Below are 17365 nucleotides of genomic sequence, written 5' to 3'. Positions count from 1 at the left end.
CATGCGTCAGGAAATCGCACCGCAACGCCTCAGCTGAGCGCCTTATGGCGCCGCGACCTGGGTTTCACCCTCCGTCGGTGGCGCCAGCTGCAAGGTCTCGTTGGTGTAGGCCCACTCCTCGTGAAGCTTGTCCGGGTGATCGTTCAAGCGAAGGCCATAGGACGGGATGATCTGCCGGAACTTCTCTTGCCATGGCGCGGAGGCGGCTTTGTCCTTGAATACCTTGTGCAGCAGGTCGAGCATGATCGGCGGTGCGGTCGAAGCGCCCGGCGAGGCGCCCAGCAGACCGGCGATGCTACCGTCCTGGGCCATGACCACCTCGGTACCGAGCTTCAATACACCACCCAGCTCGTCGTCCTGCTTGATGATCTGCACGCGCTGGCCTGCTTGCCAGAGGCGCCAGTCTTCCTTCTTGGCGTGCGGGAAGTACGTCTGCAACGCTTCGAAGCGGTCGTCGTCGGACTGCATGAGCTGGCCGACCAGGTATTGCACCAGGTCGAACTCACGCACGCCCACCCGCACCATCGGCCAGGTGTTGTGCAGCGACATGCTGGCGAACAGGTCGAGCAGCGAGCCCTCCTTGAGAAAGCGTGTGGAGAAGGTGGCAAACGGGCCGAACAGGATCATGCGCTTGCCGTCGAGCACGCGGGTGTCCAGGTGCGGCACCGACATCGGCGGTGCCCCGGTGGCGGCAATGCCGTAGGCCTTGGCCATGTGGCGCTGGGCAAGCTCCGGATTCTCGGTGACCAGGAACGAGCCACCGACTGGAAAGCCTGCGTAGTCCTTGGCCTCAGGGATACCGGACTTCTGCAGCAGTGGCAACGCGGCACCACCCGCGCCGATGAACAGGAACTTGGCGTCGGTCGCGGCCTTGGTGCCGTCCTTGAGGTTCTTGTACTCGACGTGCCAGGAGCCGTCGTCGTTGCGGGTAATGTCTTCGACCTCCGTGGACAGCTTCAGGTCGAAGTTCGGCCTGCCCTGCAGGTAGCCAACGTATTGACGGGTGATCTCGCCGAAATTGACGTCGGTGCCGATGGGCGTCCAGGTCACCGCAAGCTTCTGGTTGGGGTCGCGCCCCTCCATCATCAGCGGCACCCATTTGCGGATCTGCTCGGGGTCTTCGGAATACTGCATGGGTTTGAACAGCGGGCTTGCCTGGAGCGCCTCGTAGCGCTTCTTCAGAAACCGGATATTGTCTTCGCCCCAGACGAAACTCATGTGCGGCGTGGTGTTGATGAACGAGCGCGGGTTCTTCAGCACGCCTTGCTTGACCTGCCAGGCGAGGAACTGCCGGGTAATCTGGAACGACTCGTTGATGTCGATGGCCTTGGTGATATCGATCTTGCCGTTCTTTTCCGGCGTGTAGTTCAACTCGGCCAGAGCCGAATGCCCGGTGCCGGCATTGTTCCAGCCGTTGGAGCTCTCCTCGGCGACCTTGTCCAGGCGCTCGACCATTTCCATGGACCAGCCAGGCTCCAGTTCATTGAGCCACACCGCCAGGGTGGAGCTCATGATACCGCCGCCGACCAGCAGCACATCGACCTTCCTGGTCTCGGCGGCCTGGGCGCTGAGCACGCTGCACGTCAGGCCCAGCAAGGCCCATTTCAAGGTTCCCGTGATCTTCATGTGTTCTCCTGCGAGGCGTCTCGCCTCGATCTGTACTCCATGTATTGCCCGGGGCATATGCCCTGGAATCGGCCTCGCAAGCGAAGTCAGCCTTTTAGATAGTTAGCGCAACTTTCCAAGGGCCTCCAGTTGAAGTGCGCCCTATCGTTCGAAACAGCGCATTGCGAACGTTCATTGGCCTGGCGACGGCACCATTCGTCGCCAGGTTGCAAAACAGACTGGAGTATCCGCACGGCTTGCCACTCAGAAACCCTGTAGGGTCGGTTCGACTCTCCACATCAGGTCTTGGCCCGTCTTCGGACGGGCTTTTTTTAATGTCCCGCCTCAGGATGACGAGCGATGCAAACCACCCGAACACTTCTCGAAGCTCTGCTCCTGGCCTACGGCCCCGGCGGCCAGGAAGACGAAGTCCGGCAGATCTGCCGGGCCGCATTGGCCGAATGCTGCGATGAGGTGCAGGTCGACCGCGCAGGCAACGTACTGGGGCTGTTGCGCGCCGCAACGCCCAGCCAGCCGCAGGACAGCATCCGGGTCATGGCGCATATGGACGAGATCGCCATGATCGTGAAGCGGGTGAAGCAGGACGGCACGTTGGAGGTCACCGCGCTCGGTGGCGCACAGCCGATCAGCTTCGGTGTCTGCCCAGTGGAGATCCTGGCTGACCACCAGACCCTGCCGGGCGTGCTGTCGTATGGCTCGATGCATGCCAGCAGCGGCTCGGCCGTCGGTCAGCATGTGACTTCAGGCGCGGTGCACTGGCAGGACGTGCATGTGGTGACACGCAGCTCGCCTGACGACCTTGCGCGCCTTGGGGTGCGGCCGGGGACCCGGGTCGTGCTCAGCCGTCACTGGCGCCAGCCGTATCGCTTGCCCGATGCCGTGGCCGCGCATTTTCTCGACGACCGTGCGCCGCTGGTGGCGGCCATCGCCGCGGCCCGTCTGTTGCGCAGGCGACGCGATGAATTGGCGCAGGACGTCTGGTTCGTGTGCACCACGTTGGAAGAAGAATCCAATGCCGGCGCCATGTACGCCGCATCCAGACTGCCAGGCGATACCGTCATTGCCCTGGAAGTCGGCCCGGTGCTCGAGGAGTACGGCACGCGCCTTTGCGCCGATCCGATCGTCAATACGGGCGATCAGAAAGGCTATTACACGCCGTCGGTGGTCCGCGCGCTGATGCGCGCCGCCCAGCGCGCCGGCTATCAGGCTCAGGCCGCGCTGCTGGTGGATTTCGCCTCCGATGCCAGCGCGGTGATGAGTTCCGGCATTGCGGCACGAGCCGGCTGCCTGGCGATTCCGACGGAAAATACCCATGGCGTCGAAATTGTACTCGACGAAGGCATCGATGCCTGCGCGGCCACCCTGGTCGAATATCTGCTGGGGCCGGATGGGTGATCTTTGGCGTCTGCGCTGTGGAAAGGACCTGGAAACGCGACCGCATGGCAAGGGCTTCGCCCTTGATCGCGGGGCAAGCCCGCTCCTACAGGGATTTCGCGGGCCTACGGGCAGCGGTAGGCCTGTGGGAGCGGGCTTGCCCCGCGATGGGCCGCACAGCGGCCCCGGCAAGGGTTCAGGGTTGCTGGTAATGCGCAGGCGAGGTGCCCGGCTCGTGGTCATGCTCCAGACGCTGGACCTGGATGTCGGTGAATGATGACGCCTCTGTCCGATGAAGCCCTTGCAGGTAGCTGCGGGCATGCTCCTGGCTGACGGTTTCGTCATCGCTGCGCATTTCACAGGTGCCAGGCTGGTTATCGAGGATGTAGCTGATGAGAAACAGGTGCTGGGCCATGGTCGGTCACCTCGGCAGGTTCACGGCAGGAAACCCACGGCTGGGCAATACCAGCCGTGGGTGAAGGGTCAGGCAGCGCGGCGATCGCCCTTGAGCAGTTTTTTCTGTGCCTGCATGGCCTGGCCGAGCTCGTCGAGGGCTGCTTTGTCGAACAGCTCCTGCGCCCGCGGGAACATCTCGCCCTCCTCTTCTTCGATATGGTGTTCAAGCAGCTCCTTGAGAACCTTGACCCGGCCGGCGAACTCCACGGTATCCGGCTGGGTCTGCAGCAGGTCGGGCAGCACCAGCGAATCGACCGTGCGATGCTCTTCCTTGGCTTCGTAGTACATCTTCTCGTCTTCCTTGCCGCCGACTTTCCTGAGGGCGGGGTAGAAGATCTCCTCTTCGATGGTGGTATGGATCTGCAGTTCCTGCTCCAGGCGCGCCAGCAGTTCACTGCGCTTTTTCACCGCACGCTCGGTGGTCGCCGACAGGTCCGCCAGCAGCTTCTTCACGGTCTCGTGGTCATGGGTCAACAGCTCGATTGCGTTCATTCAGCACCTCGTCAGTTGCTCGAAAACACGGTTTGCCTTAGGTGGAGTCCTCCGTGCGAAGCGGGGTTCAATCCGTTTGACCGTTGGCCGCTCCAGCGCTATTTCGGGCCACGCTGCGGCCCCAAATACATGGCCTCGATGGATGAAAAGAATCGGCTAGTCATCGTCGCCATTGACCCGTCCAAGCTCCGCTGCAGTCAGCGGCTGGGCAGCAGGATCAGAGGCGGTCCTGGCCTTGAGCGCCTCCAGTGCCGCCGCCGACCCTTCGTCAAGCTGCACAGAGGCACTGCCATCTCCACCATCGACCGCCGGTTCAGGCTGGTCGACATAGACCCAGTCCTGGCCTTCGTTCCAGGCGCCCCGCACCTCTTCGCCCTGGGAGAGATTGAAGAAGGTCCTGTTGAAGGCAGGGTCCCCAGGCAGTTTGCCTTGCGGGAAGTTGGGCTGAATGGCATGCAGAGCCTTTTCGAACGAACGCTGGTGGGCGATCTCGCGGCTCATCAAAAAGCCCAGCGCATCCTTGATGCCAGGGTCGTCGGTCAGGTTGATCAGGCGCTCATACACGATCTTGGCACGTGCCTCGGCAGCGATATTCGAGCGCAAATCCGCAGTCGGTTCGCCAATGGTGTCGATGTAGGCCGCACTCCACGGCACACCTGCGGAATTGACCAGGGGGGCGCCAGCACCATACAACAGGCTGGTGATGTGGGAGTCATTGCCAGCGCCTGTCAGCGAGCGGTACAGTTCGCCCTCCTCCTCGGTGCCCTCGGCCAGGCGCCCCTTGGCCCCCTTGTTGAGCATCACCACGATCGAACCGATCACTTCCAGGTGGCTCAGTTCTTCGGTGGCGATGTCGAACAGCATGTCCTTGCGTCCTGGGTCGTCTTCGCTGACAGCCTGGGTGAAGTAGCGCATGGCAGCGGCAAGCTCGCCCTGCGGCCCCCCGAACTGCTCGAGCAGCAGGTTGGCCAGGCCTGGGTTCGGCTGGGCCACGCGCACCGTGTATTGCAATCGTTTGTTGTGCATGAACATCGGCAATCCCTCGTCAGGCAGCCAGGGCGCGGGCGCGCCCTGGCGTGGTTCAACACGGATCAGCGATTGTCGTCGTCACTCTTGCGACCACCGCCATGGCTGTGCTGGCCACCGACGCGGCCGGCCTCGGAGGCCCGTTCGGGATCGTTCTTGAAGTTACCGCCGGACATCTGACCGCCCTTGTGGCCAGCCTCGGCGGCACGCTCGGGGTCGTTCTTGAAGTTGCCACCGGACACTTGCCCGCCCTTCTGGCCGGCTTCGGCGGCACGTTCAGGATCGTTGGCGAAGTTGCCGCCCGATGCCTGGCCGCCCTTGCGGCCAGCTTCGGACGCCTTCTCCCGGTCATTGGCGAAATTGCCTGGGTTGTTCTGCGCGCTGCCGCCTTGGTTCTTACGGTCGTCTTGATTGCTAGCCATGATTTTCACCTCATGTCAGTTTCACACAGCTGAGTCTGTGTTCATGTACGACGCGAGGTAGCCCTGGCTGCGCTCAGTCAATTTACCGACCGGCTGACGAAATGCCTTAAACACTGGAGCAGGTGATTTCTTGCGTGCCAATACACCGCTCGACATCGATCATTGCGCGCCCCTGAGCGCGGCTTCGATCCTGGCAACATCGATCTTGCCCATCTGCATCATGGCCTCGAATGCCCGCCTAGCCGCCGCCCGATCGGGATGGTCCATGGCCTCGAGCAACACCCGTGGCGAGATCTGCCAGGAAATCCCCCACTTGTCCTTGCACCAGCCGCAGACACTTTCCTGGCCACCGTTGCTGACGATGGCACTCCACAAACGGTCGGTCTCGGCCTGGTCCTCGGTGCAGATCTGGAAGGAAAAGGCTTCGCTGTGGGTGAAGGCCTTCCCACCATTCAGGCCGACACAGGGGATACCAGCCACGGTGAACTCCACGGTGATCACATCGCCCGCCTTGCCTGACGGGTAGTCACCTGGCGCATGGTGCACGGCACCGACGGCGCTGTCGGGGAAGGTGTTTGCATAAAAAGTCGCCGCCTCCAGCGCATCGTCGTCGAACCAGAGGCAGATCGTATTCTTGGCGATCATGGCAGTTCTCCACCATCATGTTGGACAGATGCAGTCTAGCCCTTCGACCTTGGCTGGCGAGCGAACCTCGGGCCGTTGGTCCGTGTCGAACCACTTCCCCTTGCAACGAGACGTTAACGAACCATGCATTTGGACTTGATTCAGAGCCTGAGCCTGGCCGGCAAGGCCGATGTGCCCAACGATGATCGTATCGGCAGCGCCGAACGCCATGCCTGGGTCATCGACGGGGCCACCGACCTCGGGCCTGCGGGGCTGTTGGGCGAACGTGGCGGCGCGGCCTGGCTCGCCCAACAGGCCCAGCGCGCCTTCACCCTGGCCACGGGCCCTTTGCAAGCTGTGTGCGAGCACGTGTTCGACGACCTGGCCTTGGCCTATGCCCGCGACCGCCAGCGTGACCCCATCGCCGGATGGGAACTGCCCCGTGCCGCCTTTGCGGCGGTGGGCCTTGAAGGGAACGAGCTGGTCTGTGCCCACCTGGCCGACTGCGTCGTGCTCCACCGCAGTGCCCAGGGCATTGCCTTCCTGACGCCCGAACCGGATCGCGAAGCCGAACGCGCCGAGGCGGTAGCCCTGGGGCCCGGCACCGGTGCCCATGGCGTGCGCACACCTGCGGTGATCGCAGACCGACGCGTAGCCCGCGAACGCCCGAAAGCCGTGCTTGGCGTGGATGCGCGGCTGGCAAAGGCTGGCACCTGCTACAACCGTGTCCCGGTCGCCCGAGGCGATGACCTGGTGCTGATGAGCGACGGTTTTGCCGCCTTGTTCGACACCTATGAAGCCTGCACCCCCGCCTCGTTCATGACACAGATGCTCGCTGACGGCCTGGGCGCCCTCGCCCAGCTGCTCAGGCGTATCGAGCACGACGATGCCGCCTGCATGCGCTACCCGCGCTTCAAGATGAGCGATGATGCTTCGGCCATGTGGTTGCGGGTAGGCTGAGCCGCGGCCGCGTCGCCACGCCCCATTTCTGTAACAGGCTTGCCTCGCGAAGCCTCAGCGCGCCTTCGAATGCACCTGGGGTCCCCCTTGCTCCGACATCATCCGTACCAACACCTCGTTCTCCACCGGCCTGCTGAGCAAGAAGCCCTGCACTTCATGGCACTGGTCGTCACTGAGCAATGCCAGTTGCTCGGCGGTCTCGACCCCTTCGGCGGTCACCGTCATGCCCATGGCGTTGCCCAGGTTGATGATCGCCTGCACCACGCTGCGGTCACTGCCGCTCTTGCCCAGCGACTGGACGAAACGCTTGTCGATCTTGATGCTGTCGAAGGGGTACGTGCGCAGGTAACCGAGCGACGAATAGCCGGTACCGAAGTCATCCATGTTCAGGCGCACACCCAGCTCCTTGAGCGCATTCATGGTATGCAGGGCGCCTTCGATGTCGTTGAGCATGACGTTCTCGGTGATCTCCAGCTCCAGGCGGTGGGCTGGCAACCCCGTGGCCCGCAGTGCATCGCCCACGTCACGAACCACGTCGCTGCGGCTGAACTGCGCCGGCGACATGTTGACCGAGACCATGATCGGTTGTGGCCAGTCCTTGGCCCTGGCACAGGCTTCGCGCAGCACCCAGTTGCCGAGCAGCACGATTAGGTCCGACTCCTCGGCCAAGGCAATGAACCGGTCCGGGCGCAACAGGCCGAGCCGGGGGTGCTGCCAGCGCACCAAGGCCTCGACCGAGGCAACCGTGGCCCCATCGACCTTGAAGCGAGGTTGGAAATGCAGCACCAGTTCGCCACGCGGGATGCCCTCGCGCAACTCACCTTCGAGCACGCGCTTGTCCATCAGCGCCGCGTTCATTTGCGCCGAGAAGTAGCGCCAGGTGTTCTTGCCGGCCTGCTTGGCGCTGTACAGGGCCACGTCGGCGTAGCGGATCAGGTCGCTGGGCGTACCGGGGTATTCCGCCGACAGCACCACACCGAGGCTGACCCCGATCTGCACGGTATGCCCTTCCACCTGCATCGGCCGCTTGAGCGCCTCGATCACGCGCAGGCAGAAACGGTCCATGTCTTCACGGTCACCCGGACGGGCCAGCACGATGATGAACTCGTCGCCGCCCAGCCGCACCACCAGGTCGCTGTCACGAGTGGCCTGGCCGAGGCGTGCGGCCACCTCGATCAGCACGGCATCGCCCGCCGGGTGGCCAAGGCTGTCGTTGATCGGCTTGAAGTTGTCCAGATCGAGCATCAGCAGCGCTACCTGGGGCGTATCCAGACCTTGACTTGTTTGTTCGAGGAAACGGAACAGCTTGTTGCGATTGGGCAGCCCGGTAAGCGCATCGTGCAACGATAAGTGCTGTATCTGCGCATGAGCGGCCACCTCATCGGTAATGTCGCTGCAGGTGCCCCTGAAGCCCGAACACACGCCCTGTTCGACGATGGCGCGTGCGGCGATTCTGCAGATCCGCTGCTGATCCATGTGGTCATTGTACTGGCAGCGCAAGCTGCCGGAGGCACCCGTGGCGGCCAGGCCGTGCAACCAGGTCTCGACGTGGCTGGTATCGCAGGACAACAACTCGGTGATCGGGCGCTGCAACCAGGCCTGTACGGCATGCCCGGTGAGTTCCGCGAAGCGTGCCGACAGGTAGGTCAGGTGCAGTTGGGCATCGGTTTCCCAGATCCAGTCCGAGGCGGCTTCGGCAACGGCCTTGAAGCGTTCTTCGCTGGTTTCCAGTGCGGCTTTGGAGGCGGCCAGCTGGCGGTGGCTGCGGTCGATGCCGGCACTGGCGCGCATCGCGTGGCGGGCAAACAGCGCCATGGCCAGGGCGATGAGCAACAGGGCCACGGCCAAAGGCGGGATGACCGTATGGATCAGGGCCGTGCCGGGTTGTGGGATCGCCCAGGTCAGCGCATGGCCGCTGCCCTCCAGCGGCAGGAACCCGCGTCCGGGCACTTCGACGGCCACATCGCGGATGACGAAACCGGACAGCCCCACCGACCGGCCCAAAGGCTCGAGCACAGCGGGCGAAAGCACGCGGATGAACACCAGCACCGCGGTAGGCTGTGGCAGGTGGTGGGCCAAGTTCGGTGGGCGGATCACCGCCGCAACGAATACCGCCGGTTGGCCACGAAACACCAGGTAGCCCGACGCAGCCTGCTCGGTCTGGTCGGCCACACGGGCCAGTTGCAGCACACGGTCGGCACTGGCGCTGTGGCGCGCCAGGCCTTCGTCGCTCAACTGCCCTTCAAGGATGGCGTAATGGGTACCGTCGTCGTCCAGCACATAGACACCGGTATAACCGTTGGAGGTGTAGAGCGTGGCCCCGACGTTGTCTTCGTCATAGGCCCAATGGCTGTCGACCGGCCCTGCCAAGTGGTCGTAGGCAGCTTGCCAATGGGCATGGGTCAACAAGAAGCTCCTTTCGTTTTTCTGCAGCTGGGTCAGGGCGGACGCGGCGTAGAAGCGGCTCTGCTCCACCTCACGCCGATCCAAGGCCTCGGCGAGGCGGTAGAGCGATACCAGGCCAAGCGTCAAGGCCACTACCAGCACACCGGTAAACACCAGAATCAGCTGCCGCACTACGTGGCTGCGGGTCGACATTTCATTGCCAGGCGTCACGTCCATTCATTCACCAAGCTGCCAGGGGTTCCCAAGGTTGACCGAATGGTCCATGCAGGCGATCAATGGAGCTGACGACCGGCACGCCATTGTGCCGGTCTTGGGGGCGAGGTGGTGCAGGATCGCGGGACAAGCCCGCTCCCACAAGACCTACAAAATCAAATAGTTACGCGTTGTTCTGCGGGAGATCACTCAGCCCTTCCGGGCTGCGCTGTCGCGCAGAGAACAAGCGGCTAACGCCGCCCCCCTGTGGGAGCGGGCTTGTCCCGCGATCAAGGGCGAAGCCTTTGCCAGCAAATGCGAAGGTACGACTTGTTTTACTGTGGAATGCACAACCCGCCTAGCGGGTCCCCACGATGATGCGTTGTCTTCGCAGGTCCTCCAGCAGCGCCAACCCATGGCGCCGAACCTCTTCCCCACCCAACGCCTGCAAGCGCTCGCGTCCAGTTCCCGGCAACCCTGCCAATAACTGATAAGCCATCGGTGTCAGCCGGGCAAAGCGCACCTGAAGCTGCGCATCCCGATACACCAGCAACAATGTAGGGGCTTCAGGCGGTTCGACGGGTTGGTGGTCAGGCCCGATGCACTCCACCGGCCAACGATAGGCAAGCACCCGAGCCAAACAGGACAACAAGGGCTCGCCCTCGAGCAGATCGCCATCGGGCTGGTGCGGCGGATCCTGGGCATCGCTCAGGTACAGCGAGGCTTCGATCCACTCGTAGTGGGCCAGTTCGAGCTGCCAGGGGGCGTCGGGTTCGATACTTTGCAAGTAGTCGATGAATGTCTCGGCGATCTCGGTGAACAGTGGTGTCTGGCACCGGTGGTGTGCATAGAACGCCCGCACCCGTGCGTGCCAGCGGGCGTCGCCGAGCGTCTGGCGCATGACCGGGAAACAGCCGGCCAACAGGCCCTCGATCGAGTTGTAGAACAGCTCGCGATAGACCTTCAGGCGTCGTGCCTCGATCCCCGGCGGCGGCGGGTTGCCTTGGGGATCGCGAATATGGCGGGCCAGGGCGTACTGTTGGGTGCGCAGGGTCTCAGACATTGTGTACGCTCCTGACCGCGTCCTGCAGCGCACGGATGCGCGCTGTCTCGGCCAGTAGTTCGGCCAGCGGCGGGTAGTTGAAGTCCCGCTCCAGTACTGTCGGCTGTACGCCGAAACGCTGGACGGCGAGGGAGAACAGCAACCACACGGCATCCTTCACCGCAGCGCCGTGGGTATCGATCTTCAGGTCCGGCGCCTCGTCGTAATGGCCGGCCACATGCATACCGACCACGCGCTCCAGAGGCAGCCCGTCGAGAAACTTTCCGGCGTCGTAACCATGGTTGCAGGCATTGACATAGACGTTGTTGACGTCCAGCAGCAAGTCGCAATCGGCCTCGTCGAGCACGGCACGTATGAAATCCAGCTCGCTCATGGCCTGGTAAGGTGCGGCGTAATAGCTGATGTTTTCCACGGCGATGCGCCGCCCCAGCAAATCCTGGGCCTGGCGAATGCGCGCCGCGACATGGTGCACCGCCTCATCGGTGAAAGGGATCGGCATCAAGTCATAAAGATGTCCGTCGTCGCTGCAGTAGCTTAGATGCTCGCTGTACAGGCGCACCTGGTAACGCTCGAGAAATTGCTTCGTGCGCGCCAGAAAGCCCTGGTCCAATGGCTGGCTGCCCCCCAGGGACAATGACAGGCCGTGGCAGGCGATGGCGAAACGTTCCGCCAGCTGGTCCAGGCCTTGGCCGTAGACGCCACCGATGCCGATCCAGTTTTCCGGCGCGCATTCCAGGAAATCGACAGCGCCCTGCTCCATCGCCAGCAATTGGGGCAGCAGACCGCGACGAAGGCCGAGGCCTGCCTGTAGAAGAGTGTCGTTCATGTAGGTAAGCTCCACTGATCGAACAGGTCCGGGCCTGTCCTTGGCAGTGGCACCAAGGCTTGCCGGCTATTGCGACAAGCCTCGGTGCAACTGATCGATCGCCAGGGCGTCAGCCGTGGGCCTTGCCATCACCGCCGCACTTGCCTTCGCCACACTTGCCCTCGGCCTTGGTGGCTTTTTCACCGGCACCGCATTTGCCTTCACCGCACTTGCCTTCGCCTTTGCTGGCTTTTTCACTGGCGCCGCACTTGCCCTCGCCACACTTGCCCTCGCCAGCCACCTTGGCTGCGGCCAGTTGGTACCCCTGGGTCAAAGGTTCAGCCGCGAACGCGGTGTTGCCAAGTACCATGCCGCCGATCAGAGCGGCGCCGAGCAGGCCAAGGGTATTTTTCGACTGTTTCATGGTGATGCTCCACTTGTGGTTGGAAAGTGGAGCCATTACATCGCGGCGGTGTATCGAGGGTGTATCGGCAGCGGCGGGATTTTGTATGGGAATGGTTCACGCCATGGGGTTGATACAGTGTGATACATGAATTTGGCCTGGGCGCTTGGGCCCAGGCCAAGGGGTAGTCAATCCTCCAGCGGCTTGGGCGGGGCCGCCGGCTTGGCGGGCTTGGCAGGCTTGTTGTCCTTGGGCTTGGCTTCGCTGGACGTCGCCACAGGCTCCGGTGCGGTCACCGCCTTCTCGGTGGCGGGTAATTCATCCACGGCCTTGAAGATCACCTGGGGATCGAGCTTTTCACCACTGTCGTCGTCCTTGAGCACATGCCGTTCACCGTCCTTGCCCACCAGGATCACCTTGGTGCCTTTGCTGGCCCCGAGCTTGAGCTCGCGGATCAGCGCCATGGTGGTCTGCTGCTCGAGGTTCTTGTCCTCACGCTTGCCCATCATGTTGGCGACACTGTAGAGCACCAGGCTGCGCTCCTTGAAAGCGGCCTGGGTGGCCGGGTCCTTGAGGGCCTCGTTCAACCCGCGCAAGGTCGGGTCGGCGCTGCTGGGTGCGATGATGACCAAGGGCCTGGCCTTGCCCAGTTCCTTGGCCAGCGGTGCGTCGCTGTCCGCGGCGAACAGGGGGCCAGCGAAGGCGAGCAAGGTGGCGAGGGTCAGTGACCGAACGAGCATGCGCATCTCCTTATTTTCTCGAAACAAAGACTACAGGTCAGGAAGAAAGATCCGACGTGCGAGCCTAAACTACCTCTCAAGACAGGTGGATAGGCGAAAGGTAACTTGCCATTACTCGCTCCCCCAGACCGGGCCTACAGCATCCGCGGAAAATACTGACGACCAAGGTGAGCATAGCCCAAAGCTGCCAGGCCCGTGGCCCCTCCTGGCATCAAGGCGCCGTGCCACCCGGCCTGGGCGGCGGCGTTTCCAGCGCCGCCAGTGTCAGCTCGAGCATCAATGCACGACGCGCCGCGCGCTGTTCGTCACGAATACCGGAAGCGCGTTCCAGCTGCTCGCCCAGCAACAACGTTTCATCATCCAGCACGGCAGCCAGGCGTTGCTGGAATGGCGCATCGAGCGCCATCAGGCGGTCAGTGTGGATGCGCTCCAGGCAAGCTTGCCAGAAGGGTCTGTCGACCAGCGACTCAGCCAAGCGTCCCGGCGTCTCGGCTGCCAGCACGCGCTGGTAGGCACGGTCCAGCATCGGGCCATCGACACCTGCGACCTGGGCATAGCTCATGTCGTCGCTGCCAATGGGCAAGTCAAGGCGCTCGCGCAAGCCTATGCGAAAGGCCAGCCCCACTTCGCTGCCCTCCGCCTCCAGGCCTCGTGCTCCGGCGTCCAGCAGGGCGATCCGGTCCACTTCTTCGAGGCGCCACAATCGACGCCCCAGATGCAACAGGGCCTGCTCCGGATGCCCCTGGGGATCGGCCTGCGCCCGATACACCAGCATGCTCACCTCAAGGTTGTCGAAACACCAGGATGCGCCATCCTGGCATCCCCATTCATCGTTCGCGACATCGAACAGCTGCCGGCGCAGCACGGGGTCGTCGGCCATGGCGCGCAATACCCCCAGTACCCGGTAGGCCATGGCCTGGGGGTTGCGCCGGAAACCTTCGGAGCGCAGCAATTGCCGCAATACCCGGAAAAGCCGCTCGCCCCCCTCCTCGCTTTCCACTACGCTCCAGCAGGCCAGCAGCCCGCCACGTCCCTGCGAGCCGATGGCCTGGCTCCAGAGCTGACGAGGGCTTATCGGGTGCTCGTCGGGATCGTCGGCGTGCGGCCAATCGTCCAGCTGTTCGGCGAGGCGTCGCTGGCCACAGGGGTTACCCGCCAAGCGCAACCTGCGCCTCACATCCATCGGCGCCAGGTCATAGGCCGCAGGCAAGGCATTGATCCGGTTGTCGCGCAGGTCGGCATAGACCAGTTGAGGAAGATCCAGCAGCGCCTCTGGTAACTGGGTGATTCCGGTGTTGCGCATGTCCAACCGCAGCAGCTGCTCCAACCTGGCCAGGGAAAAGCTACGCCCCAACGGGTTGTGGGAAAGGTCCAGAAGCACGAGATGGACACACCGGCTCAACGTGACCGCCTGGGGGCCATCGAGCACGATCTGGTTGTCGACCAGGATCAACTCGTGCAGATGCTCCAGGCGCATCAGTTGCTGCGGGACCCGGGTCAAGCGGTTGCCGCCCAGGTCCAGGACCTGCAAGCGAGGAAAGGCTCGCCAGAAGCTGGCCGGTATCTGCTCCATATCCATGTCCATGAGCAGCAGTTCGACGACATGGCCAAAACTCACCTGCGCGGGCAATTCCGGCAGTTGACCGATCCGCATGCCTTGAATGGTCAGGCGAAAGTGGTTGGACAGCGGGTCAGGATAGGGGCCGACGATCCTCACACGTCGCCAGCAGTTGTTGAATGCCACACGGACGCTGTCTCGAGCCTGCCGGACAACGCGACTGGCCGGTTGCTCCGCCCACTGGGACAAGCAGTCCTCGAGCTCGTCAAGCTCCTCGGCCAACCTGTCCAGCTCGCGGTGCACGCTACGCCCCGACTGACGTACCGTATCGATCCACTGGGTAACGTTCTGTTCGCTGAAGCCCGGGTACAGTTCACGGACCCTGGCGAGCAATGCCTGCGCCTGCCCTCGGCGCCACTGCCGCCTCACCGCGCCATGCCCACTCAGCGGATAGCCGACTCGACCGTCGGGCTGGCGCCAAGGCAGCCGGTAGCGGCCCCCCTGGTCGTCGTGCAGCGAACGCACCACTTCAGTGCGATTACGCAGGGCTTGCCGGCCCAGCAGCACACGCAGGTTATGCGCGAAGGGCTCACCGATGCCCATGGCCTGGCGCTGGTCATCGGCATAGGCACGGGCCATCATCTCGAACAACTCACCAGGGTCACCCAAGGCGATGCCCTGCGCATCGTGCAGCATGAAACGGCCATCGACATGGGCCAGGTCCCATGCCTGGCGCCCTTGGTCGAGCGTAAGCAGCTGCGGGCCTTGTGCATGCGCCTCGAACAGGCGCCAACGCACCCCCTCGGCCGCGCCGGGCAGATACCTGAGCATGCCGATCGCGACCCGGGCCAGATCGCGGGTTTGAGGAGTATCGAGGAAAAAGGCCTCATAGACACGCACCACGCGCACGTGCAGCGCCAGGGCGGCCCCCGCCTCGGCCAGCTGCAAGCCGATTCGCCCGCTTTCGTGCAGGCGCTGCAGATCAGCGCTACCCGCCGCGTCCAGGAGCGCCCTCGCCGCACGTGGGTGCAGGCTCGGAAAAGCCCGGCGCAATACGCCCGACGGGCCGTCTTCGTGCTGCTGTGAATCATAGAGACGTTGCAACAGTAGGCGACGATCGCACCATATGCGCTCAGCCAGTTGCTGATCAGGCAATGTCGCCGCGCCAGGCAAACGCTTGGCCTGCAGCAACGTCACCGGGTCCTCGCCGCCACGGCCGGAACGCAAGCTGCCAACCAAATGGCGGATGCGTTGGTCCAGCAAGGTGCGCTCGACGGTGTCCAGCAAAGCGGCATCCGGTGCCTGGTCATGAACGTGCAGGGCCCGCAGCTGGTCCTCATCGAAACCATGGATGGCCAGCACCTGGTCGATCTGCTCGTCATCGAGTTCCGCCAATTGGCCGCCGAGGCGGCGGAACAGGTAATGGGGCCCCTCCCATTCGAGCGGCTGCTCCGACCCCAAGCGCCAGGCGCCAGCACCGTTGCTGCGCAACAAGGGCGCGTGATCGTTCTCATGCAAGGCTGCATCTTCGCCTTGCGTTGTGTCGGGCAATAATTGCCAGCGCCTGTCCGCCGCCCGCTGTCGGACTCGGTAATAGTGGCCGTCCATCCGGATCCAGGCCATCCCGGACAGGTGGAAGATACCTGCTCGATCAGGTATCGCCATCGCCGGGGGCGCCTTGCGCCGGTAGCGTGTCAGGTCCTGGTTCCAGAGTTTGAGGGTTCCACCCTCCAGCCGCGCAGGCACCAGGCCATCCACCTTGGCCGAGCGGCGCCACGCGCGTTGAACGGCGACCCCGCCTGCGGCGAACGAACCCATGATGGCCAAGTCCCGGGCAACGTTCATCAGGTGCCCTAGGGCATCGCGCGTGTCGCCTTCGCGCCAATCCTCGAAGCCTTGAAATACTTCGCCAAGCAACTCCCAAACCGTCAACGCCAACAGCGTCGAACCTATGGCCGGCACGTAGAGCCCTGCCAGGGTGAGCAATGTCCAGCCTTGTGCAGCCAGGCGTTGGTCATGCTCTCTCTGGGCTTGCCGGTCCAACGCCGCGACAGGCGCCGCGATCAATGCTGCGTCGTCCTTGATCTGGCGTATGCTCAACGCCGCCAGGCTGTCGAACAGCGGCCCGCTGAAGGCACGCGTGTATTCATAAAGGTCGATGTTCGCCCAGACAGGCAAATCGCGATAACCCGTGATGATCGTGGAGAAGAACCGTTGACTGTCGCGCCGGCGCACGAAACGGCTGAAGAATCGCTGATAGGCCGGGCTGCGCAAGCGTTGTCCCAGCACGCTCCTGGCGAAACGCTGCAAGCTTGGAAAAGCACTCCAGGGGCCGAAGGGATCACCGGGGATGTACACCAGCACCCGCTTGCTGGAGTTGAACACAAGCCCCTGGTCGATGATGTCCAGGACAACGATCTGGCTCAGGTAGCAGCCCAGCACCTGCAACTGTTTGGCAACGACGGGCGCGCCTCCCAGACGTGGTCGTTGGTGGTTCTGGCACAAGGCGACGACCACCTGTAGCTCTTCGTCGGTCAAGCGACCTTCGGCCCCTGCCCGGTAGGCATCCACGAGCATCGCGTAGCGTTGTGCATTGGCCAGTTGCGACAGCGGGGCTTCCTGCGCGCGATCGTCATCCGGGGGCTCGAACACAGCCTGCAGGTGTCGTTGATAGCAGCCCCCCAGATCCAGCGTTCGACACAAAGCCGCGAATTCGACAGCCGACAATGGAGACGCCTCACCTGGCTGCTGGCTCGTCAACCGGTTGCCGCGTGGCTGCCCTTCATCGGCAGCCTCCTGGGCGGTGAAATTGCGCAGGGCAGCTTCAAGCAAGGGAACCTGCTCGTAGACCACTTCGGTCAGGTGCACGCCTACGGGCTGTTGGTTGATGACCACCTCATGACGCCCTACGCGTAGCGTCCAGCGCGCCGTATCGAACGGCACGTTGAAACGCTGCTGCAAGGCCGACTCCAGGGCCCGCCGGGTGAAGGCCCGAATGTCTTCGACCTTCGACAGCAGATCATGTACCCGCTGCCGGTACTCCAGGCTCTTGCCCAGGGCCTGTTCCAGGTCATCCAGACGGGCTGTTTGCGTGGCTCGTAGCCAGCCAGGCAATCGTGCCCCCACAAGGTGATCCTGGTAGGCCTGGGCTTGGGCATCGAGCTGCCTCATTGCCTGCTCATCACGCGCGCTCATTGTCCGGTCTCCTGGTGAACATG

The 17365-nt window shown here is 63.4% G+C and carries 13 protein-coding genes and 1 pseudogene; 2 read left to right on the top strand and 12 right to left on the bottom strand.

Annotation, left to right across the window (positions count from 1 at the left end):
- Positions 1-42: 42 nt before the first annotated feature.
- A complete protein-coding gene (mqo, locus tag IRZ56_RS03150; protein WP_196143575.1) occupies positions 43-1626 on the bottom strand; it encodes a malate dehydrogenase (quinone) in 1584 nt (527 codons plus the stop codon).
- 339 nt (positions 1627-1965) lie between these two features.
- Here mqo and IRZ56_RS03145 point away from each other — a divergent pair, with 339 nt between their 5' ends.
- Complete coding sequence (locus tag IRZ56_RS03145) at positions 1966-3021, top strand: M42 family peptidase (protein ID WP_196143574.1); 1056 nt, start codon at positions 1966-1968, stop codon at positions 3019-3021.
- A gap of 175 nt (positions 3022-3196) precedes the next feature.
- Here IRZ56_RS03145 and IRZ56_RS03140 read toward each other — a convergent pair whose 3' ends face one another.
- The 5 genes from IRZ56_RS03140 to IRZ56_RS03120 all read right to left on the bottom strand — a co-directional run bounded on the left by IRZ56_RS03140 (position 3197) and on the right by IRZ56_RS03120 (position 6041).
- Positions 3197-3415 carry a hypothetical protein gene (locus IRZ56_RS03140; RefSeq protein WP_196143573.1) on the bottom strand — a complete coding sequence of 73 codons (219 nt, stop codon included), beginning with the start codon at positions 3413-3415 and terminating at the stop codon, positions 3197-3199.
- A 68-nt stretch (positions 3416-3483) separates the two neighbouring features.
- Positions 3484-3948 (bottom strand): hemerythrin domain-containing protein, encoded by a 465-nt coding sequence (locus IRZ56_RS03135; RefSeq protein WP_196143572.1) that lies wholly within the window; start codon positions 3946-3948, stop codon positions 3484-3486.
- Between the two features lie 156 nt (positions 3949-4104).
- Positions 4105-4980, bottom strand: coding sequence for a manganese catalase family protein (locus tag IRZ56_RS03130; RefSeq protein ID WP_196143571.1), 876 nt, complete (start codon positions 4978-4980; stop codon positions 4105-4107).
- Between the two features lie 59 nt (positions 4981-5039).
- The gene (locus IRZ56_RS03125; protein ID WP_196143570.1) at positions 5040-5396 is read right to left on the bottom strand and encodes a general stress protein; all 357 of its coding nucleotides are present in this window, start codon (positions 5394-5396) and stop codon (positions 5040-5042) included.
- 159 nt (positions 5397-5555) lie between these two features.
- Positions 5556-6041, bottom strand: coding sequence for a VOC family protein (locus tag IRZ56_RS03120; RefSeq protein WP_196143569.1), 486 nt, complete (start codon positions 6039-6041; stop codon positions 5556-5558).
- A 123-nt stretch (positions 6042-6164) separates the two neighbouring features.
- Here IRZ56_RS03120 and IRZ56_RS03115 point away from each other — a divergent pair, with 123 nt between their 5' ends.
- Positions 6165-6980, top strand: a complete 816-nt coding sequence (locus IRZ56_RS03115; RefSeq protein ID WP_196143568.1) for a protein phosphatase 2C domain-containing protein — start codon at positions 6165-6167, stop codon at positions 6978-6980.
- Positions 6981-7034: 54 nt separating this feature from the next.
- Here IRZ56_RS03115 and IRZ56_RS03110 read toward each other — a convergent pair whose 3' ends face one another.
- The 6 genes and pseudogenes from IRZ56_RS03110 to IRZ56_RS03085 all read right to left on the bottom strand — a co-directional run bounded on the left by IRZ56_RS03110 (position 7035) and on the right by IRZ56_RS03085 (position 17342).
- A complete protein-coding gene (locus tag IRZ56_RS03110; protein ID WP_196143567.1) occupies positions 7035-9602 on the bottom strand; it encodes an EAL domain-containing protein in 2568 nt (855 codons plus the stop codon).
- 334 nt (positions 9603-9936) lie between these two features.
- Positions 9937-10641 carry a DNA-binding domain-containing protein gene (locus IRZ56_RS03105; protein ID WP_196143566.1) on the bottom strand — a complete coding sequence of 235 codons (705 nt, stop codon included), beginning with the start codon at positions 10639-10641 and terminating at the stop codon, positions 9937-9939.
- Complete coding sequence (locus tag IRZ56_RS03100) at positions 10634-11467, bottom strand: DUF692 domain-containing protein (protein WP_196143565.1); 834 nt, start codon at positions 11465-11467, stop codon at positions 10634-10636. Before IRZ56_RS03100 ends, IRZ56_RS03105 begins: the two co-directional genes overlap by 8 nt.
- 133 nt (positions 11468-11600) lie before the next feature.
- Positions 11601-11870, bottom strand: a pseudogene (locus IRZ56_RS03095) (hypothetical protein); the annotation flags it as partial.
- Positions 11871-12037: 167 nt separating this feature from the next.
- Positions 12038-12589 carry a DUF4174 domain-containing protein gene (locus IRZ56_RS03090; RefSeq protein ID WP_196143564.1) on the bottom strand — a complete coding sequence of 184 codons (552 nt, stop codon included), beginning with the start codon at positions 12587-12589 and terminating at the stop codon, positions 12038-12040.
- A gap of 211 nt (positions 12590-12800) precedes the next feature.
- Entirely contained in the window at positions 12801-17342 is a 4542-nt protein-coding gene (locus IRZ56_RS03085) for an NEL-type E3 ubiquitin ligase domain-containing protein (protein ID WP_230390323.1), read from the bottom strand.
- Between the last annotated feature and the right edge of the window lie 23 nt (positions 17343-17365).

Source organism: Pseudomonas guariconensis (assembly GCF_015680235.1).
GTDB classification, from domain to species: Bacteria; Pseudomonadota; Gammaproteobacteria; order Pseudomonadales; family Pseudomonadaceae; genus Aquipseudomonas; species Aquipseudomonas guariconensis_A.
Note: the sequence above shows the minus strand (reverse complement) of the source record. Positions and strands in the feature narration are given on the sequence as shown.